Origin of the sequence: Acinetobacter sp. YH12027 (assembly GCF_013420085.1) — a bacterium.
Classification (GTDB): Bacteria; Pseudomonadota; Gammaproteobacteria; order Pseudomonadales; family Moraxellaceae; genus Acinetobacter; species Acinetobacter amyesii.
In genome coordinates, this window is the sequence record NZ_VOYW01000077.1 from 1 (window position 1) to 5,002 (window position 5,002).

Genomic DNA, 5,002 nt, shown 5'->3' on the forward strand with positions numbered 1-5,002 from the left:
TAGGCTTGTTGGTGACGATATTTTAGAACTGCATCAGTTGGATAGCCATTCCGAAATTTTTGGATGACTATCGCTCGATGCTTTGAAAGATGGCTTTAGCCATGTTTCAAAGTCGGGCAACTTTGCGCTTGCTGTAATCTGATCAGTAATGAGAAAAACCAAGCAAAGTACCGATCAACTAGTATTTTTTAGGGTCGATCTGACACCAGTCATACGTTTTTTCTTTGACATTATTCGGTTCAAATGAGTAACACGGCTTTTTAGTCATAATTCTGACTAATGTTTTCCCATCATGCTCCTCGATTTGTAACGGATATTTTTTTAGTACAGCCATATCTGCTCTACGTTCATCAATTTCGTCTTTGCTTGGTATGTATAAGAAGATAGCCAAAATGAATACCATCATCACAGCAACAAACGTGCTAGCAAAAATAAAGATAAGTTTTAAGTTGAGCCTGTTTGTAGCTTCGTTTAATGCCTGAATACTGTTGTTTAATGCACCTGTATGCTTCTTATTTGTGTTTTCTAGCGATTTTTCAGCCTTGTCTAGCACTCCACTAGCGACTTGGTTGTAAAACTGCTCTAATCGCTTCTTATCGTCTGCTATGGCTTCTCGATATTCCTTCATGGATGCCAATAAAATATATAACTGGTCATCTAAATCATTTTGATTACTCATAATGACATTCCGCCTCTACTTAGTTTTTGATATGCCTTGCGGAGTGCTTGCTCGGCTCGTTGTTTATCTAATTCTTGCTGTCGTTTCATTTCCGCTTGGCGTTCCAGTTCTAGACGTTTGGTTTCTTGGTTCTTCTGCCATTGATCAAAACCTTGATCGACACGGTTTAAACCACGCTGTAAAACGCTCTCTTTCTGCTGTTTCTGTTGGTCAAGCTGTTGGGCGTTCTGCTGTTTCACATTGTCATTAAAACGGCTGATTTCAGTGTCTATGCCTTGTCTGCGTAATTGGGTGACTTTAGTGCCTTCATGGATGGTGGCTTGTAGTCCGTTATTCTGATCGGCATAGCTGCGGTGATCTATTTTTTCTCGGTAGCCTGCACGTTCCAATGCTTTATTGGCTAAATTTGCCCACGTTTCCCGAATCTGTTTAATTTCGTCTTGGGTTGTACCCATACCAAGGCTTTTTCGTTTGGCGTTGCTGAGTTCAATATCGGTTTTGGTGGTCAGGGTGAGTTTATTGTCCGTGTCCAATTCGGCTTTTCGGGTGGTAAGCATGATATGGGCGTGATGATTCTTATCATTACCGCCTTTGCTGGGTTCATGGATGGCTAAATCTGCGATCACTCCATAGCGATCAACTAAGGACCTGGCAAAGTCTTTTGCCAAGTCCTTACGTTGATCAGCGTCTAATTCATCAGGTAGGGCAATGACCCATTCTCTAGCGGTTCGGGCATCTTTACGGTTTTCGGTTTTTTCTGCCAAGTTCCAAAGTTCACCACGGTCAATTTCAATATCTAAATTAGACAGAATTTCAGAATGGGCGACACCGCCTTTTCTCGTAAAGTCATGGGTCAGTCCTGTGCGTTCATCTTCTAGTTTTTCCCCTGCACGATATGCAGATGATGCAACCGCAGTTCGCCCCGAACTTCGGTTCACCGTTTTAGTGGAACAATGATAAATTGCCATGCAGTCGCCTTGGGGTGCTTTTGCTTTTAAAAAATTGCGTAGCAGTTTTTTGGGGTTAAGGGGTGTCCCCTTGCGCAACTTTGACTTGAACTTTGTTCAAGTCGTAAGTGCGCATTTCATGAAAAACACGATAGCATATAGCCCGCTTGAATTTCAATTCATAGGGTTTTATGCTTGAGTGGTTTTCTATATCCCGAAATTAACCGTTATGACAAAATCTGCTGAAAATATCGAAAAGAAAATTGAAGCCCAATTAGAAAAGTTGAAACAGTTAAAAGCTCAAAAACAGGCTATTGATGCAAGAGAAAAAACCAAGCAAAAGGAACAAGAAAGAAAGGACGATACAAGACGTAAAATTTTGCTCGGTTCTTACTTAATTAAAAAGATGCAATCTAATGAAGCCAATAAAGAAAAAATACTCGCTGAACTCAACGAATATTTAACAGAAAATAGAGATAGACAGCTTTTTGATTTGCCCGATATTGAAGCCTAATTTTTCTTAGCTGTTTGGTTGTTCTGTTCGGCTTGATACTCGGGAATGAGCGTATTTAAAACCTTTTGAATATTGTCTTTGTCCTCTATCTGCAAATTATCTCGATAGTAAATTAAGTCCTGTATTTTGCTTTCCATCTGCATTTTTTTGGTGGGTTCTGCATTTTTGGATATTCGAGATAATAGGAAGATATAACCGCATATATTTTCCCTCGCAATTTCATAATTTACGATGTCGAGGTATTCAACGGTCACATGTTTTAGATCAGTTGATAGGTTGTTTAATTTAATCATGGCTGAAATCCTGATTTTTCTAATATTGGATAAAGCTCTCTGAATTTTTCAGGCTCTAAAAGCATATCTGCTATACGGATAGCAAATTGTTGGTAGCTTTCTGTACCTTGTGAATATTTCCCCATTTCAGGCATTTCTGACATTTTATTGGCAAATAAATGGCGTTGTGCATCGGTCATTTTGACAAAAAAGTCAGGTGTGTTTGGGTCACGCTTAGAATCTAATTTTTTCGGCTGTGATTTTTGCTTAAACTTAAATGAAAAACCAATAATTGAACGACCACGTTTGTGTTGTTCATACTCTGCTTTTATATCTGTGTACTCATTAATTTGATCAATGGCAAGGTGTAAAACTTTTTCTTTAAATTGCCCCATTCTCTTGTATTCGTTGGGTTCTATGCCTAATTTTAATCTTAGCTCTTCTAGCTCTACCATAGTCACTTTGCCTGTACTACGCCATGCGATAAGCAACTCATACAAGCGTATAGCGTAAACACTAGTTAAACTGCTGACTTGCTCTAGTTCATAACTGGTGAAGTGTTTTTCTAAATTTGTAATCAACGGTACAACATCATCAGAAAACTTAATACGAACAAGAGCTTCATTTTCTACATAAGATATTCGTTGTACCCATCGACTTATTACATTCTCAATGTTGCCCTTTTGAGTCAGCTTTTGATAGCTAAATCTACGATCAAATAGGCTTTTGCAAGCATCTTTAAGAACTTTATAGGCTGTATTTCTATGAACATTGAAATGGTTGATATAGCTTTCAGCATGAATCGTCAAATCTTTATCATTGGGTGTATTTGATTGCCTAGCTTCAAGTATGGCTAACAGTATTAAACGTTGTTCTGATAGGTCTAAATTATAACTGGCATTTATTAGTGCATTATCTTTAACGACTAGTTCCTTTTTCATAAGCACACATGTTTTTTAAATATATAAGTACACTCTATTTTATTGAGTGTCACTTTGCAAGATAAAGGTGTACTTATTGCAAGATAAAGGTGTACTTATTGCAAGATAAAGGTGTACTTATTGCAAGATAAAGGTGTACTTATTGCTATTTTTATTCTTATATATCAATTAATTGTAGAGGCTAAAAATTAAAAAATTAAAAAATATTAAAAAGAGGGGAGTGCTTAAAACTGCCCTATGTACTCGCTAAAGCTCGTACTCTATTGAAGCTCGTTCCTCGCTTCATGGGGCAGTTTTTGGTTAATCCTGTTTATGAAATCTAAAAGCAAAAGCATTGGTAATGTATTCGCTTCGCTCATACTTTTTGAAAAGCAAAAGCTCCAAAGTTCGCACCCATTCGGGATGCTCTGTAACTACCGTTTAAAATCGAAAGGGAGCTTGTAATCAGAGAAAAAGCGAGGTCGAAATTTTGATGATGCTCAATCGCTCGTAGACACTCGCTCGGTTCTTATTATCTAGGTTTTAATTATTTACTGGAGCTAATCAAAGTTGTGAAACATTGATGAAATATTAGTCGTGGAACGTGAAGAATCATAAAAAAAGCCCGAGCATGACGTTTCGGGCTATTAAGTATTGACTATAACATTGAAAGATAATGAAAATATCTAAGCATTTCGGATAAGGTGTATTATGTTAATTTTAGGGAAATTTAAGAATCTCTATGCAATGGTTTATTCAATATTCTTTGATTTCTTATCTTTTAGGTTAATCAGAAATAGCCAATAACATAAGCCAGGAAATAGAGCCATAAAGATAGTCCATGTATCTGTATACATCTTCCACCACTCTTTCGAAATTTCTCCTGTGTGACTCCATCCAAAAAGAATAAAAAATGGAGTAGCAATAATTATAGAGGCAATACAGATAGTTAATAAATTAAGACTGTTATAACGATTTAAAAGAATTGAGAATATGAAGCTGAAAGGTACAGTCAAAATACAATAAGCCAAGTAGACAAGACCGTGCCCTACAAGAACAACTAAAATCGAGTATAGGCTGTATTCCTGATTCATTACGATAAACAGGACTGCTGTGAAAAAAAGTAGTGGTAAAGGAGAAAGTAAGAGAGCTTTTACTATTTTTTCATTTGAGTATTTCACTAATTTAATTCTCTTATCTACTCAATAAATAATAATACTATAACGATTTTATTGGAGGTTTTTTGATTCTATTTAACATAATGGCTGTTATACGAAATTCATTTGTTAGAAACCATTTATTACATCAAAAGTAATGAAAAAGTAAAGAATATGCCTTATATTATCTTTACTTTAATGGTTTTTGAGTGAGGAAATCATGTCCGCAGTCAATTTCAATATGCGCTTAGAAGCAGAGTTAAAAGAACAAGTCACGCCTATTTTGGAAGACTACGGTTTGACTATGCCCCAAGCATTCAAACTGTTCTTGAATCAAATCGTTAAAACTAAGGCGATCCCTTTATCTTTTGACTATGCGCGAGAAACTGCTTTAACTCCTAAAGCAGCAGCCAAGTTACTTCAATCTTTAAAAGAGATTGAAAATGGCGAGTACACCGAGTACGAAACGGTAGAAGAAGCGATTAAAGCTATGTCGGAAGAAGCACATGGCTA

Annotated in this window: 7 protein-coding genes; 2 read left to right on the top strand and 5 right to left on the bottom strand. The window is 36.7% G+C overall.

What is annotated here, in order from left to right; genetic code table 11:
- Positions 1 to 178: 178 nt before the first annotated feature.
- Positions 179 to 679 carry a hypothetical protein gene (locus FTT94_RS16030; RefSeq protein WP_180171109.1) on the bottom strand — a complete coding sequence of 167 codons (501 nt, stop codon included), beginning with the start codon at positions 677 to 679 and terminating at the stop codon, positions 179 to 181.
- On the bottom strand, positions 676 to 1,647 hold the full coding sequence (mobQ, locus tag FTT94_RS16035) for a MobQ family relaxase (protein WP_180171110.1): 972 nt from the start codon (positions 1,645 to 1,647) through the stop codon (positions 676 to 678). Before mobQ ends, FTT94_RS16030 begins: the two co-directional genes overlap by 4 nt.
- Positions 1,648 to 1,855: 208 nt before the next feature.
- On the opposite strand from mobQ, the gene FTT94_RS16040 reads away from it, so the two are divergent.
- Positions 1,856 to 2,140 carry a hypothetical protein gene (locus FTT94_RS16040; protein ID WP_004856445.1) on the top strand — a complete coding sequence of 95 codons (285 nt, stop codon included), beginning with the start codon at positions 1,856 to 1,858 and terminating at the stop codon, positions 2,138 to 2,140.
- On the opposite strand, the gene FTT94_RS16045 is transcribed toward FTT94_RS16040, so the two are convergent.
- The 3 genes from FTT94_RS16045 to FTT94_RS16055 form a co-directional block, all read right to left on the bottom strand.
- Entirely contained in the window at positions 2,137 to 2,433 is a 297-nt protein-coding gene (locus FTT94_RS16045; protein ID WP_004856442.1) for a hypothetical protein, read from the bottom strand. The two genes, FTT94_RS16040 and FTT94_RS16045, sit on opposite strands and share 4 nt — an antisense overlap.
- Positions 2,430 to 3,353 carry a replication initiation protein RepM gene (gene repM / locus FTT94_RS16050; protein WP_004856439.1) on the bottom strand — a complete coding sequence of 308 codons (924 nt, stop codon included), beginning with the start codon at positions 3,351 to 3,353 and terminating at the stop codon, positions 2,430 to 2,432. Before repM ends, FTT94_RS16045 begins: the two co-directional genes overlap by 4 nt.
- A 731-nt stretch (positions 3,354 to 4,084) precedes the next feature.
- A complete protein-coding gene (locus tag FTT94_RS16055) occupies positions 4,085 to 4,513 on the bottom strand; it encodes a hypothetical protein (RefSeq protein WP_000877730.1) in 429 nt (142 codons plus the stop codon).
- Between the two features lie 196 nt (positions 4,514 to 4,709).
- On the opposite strand from FTT94_RS16055, the gene FTT94_RS16060 reads away from it, so the two are divergent.
- Positions 4,710 to 5,002 (top strand): type II toxin-antitoxin system RelB/DinJ family antitoxin (locus FTT94_RS16060; protein WP_001277151.1); only part of this gene is annotated, 293 nt, incomplete at its 3' end.

What these genes read in the sequence shown, in the direction of transcription:
- FTT94_RS16030 (WP_180171109.1), bottom strand. Translation starts at nt 679, where the DNA reads ATGAGTAATCAAAATGATTTAGATGACCAGTTATATATTTTATTGGCA.
- mobQ (WP_180171110.1), bottom strand. Translation starts at nt 1,647, where the DNA reads ATGGCAATTTATCATTGTTCCACTAAAACGGTGAACCGAAGTTCGGGG.
- FTT94_RS16040 (WP_004856445.1), top strand. Translation starts at nt 1,856, where the DNA reads ATGACAAAATCTGCTGAAAATATCGAAAAGAAAATTGAAGCCCAATTA.
- FTT94_RS16045 (WP_004856442.1), bottom strand. Translation starts at nt 2,433, where the DNA reads ATGATTAAATTAAACAACCTATCAACTGATCTAAAACATGTGACCGTT.
- repM (WP_004856439.1), bottom strand. Translation starts at nt 3,353, where the DNA reads ATGAAAAAGGAACTAGTCGTTAAAGATAATGCACTAATAAATGCCAGT.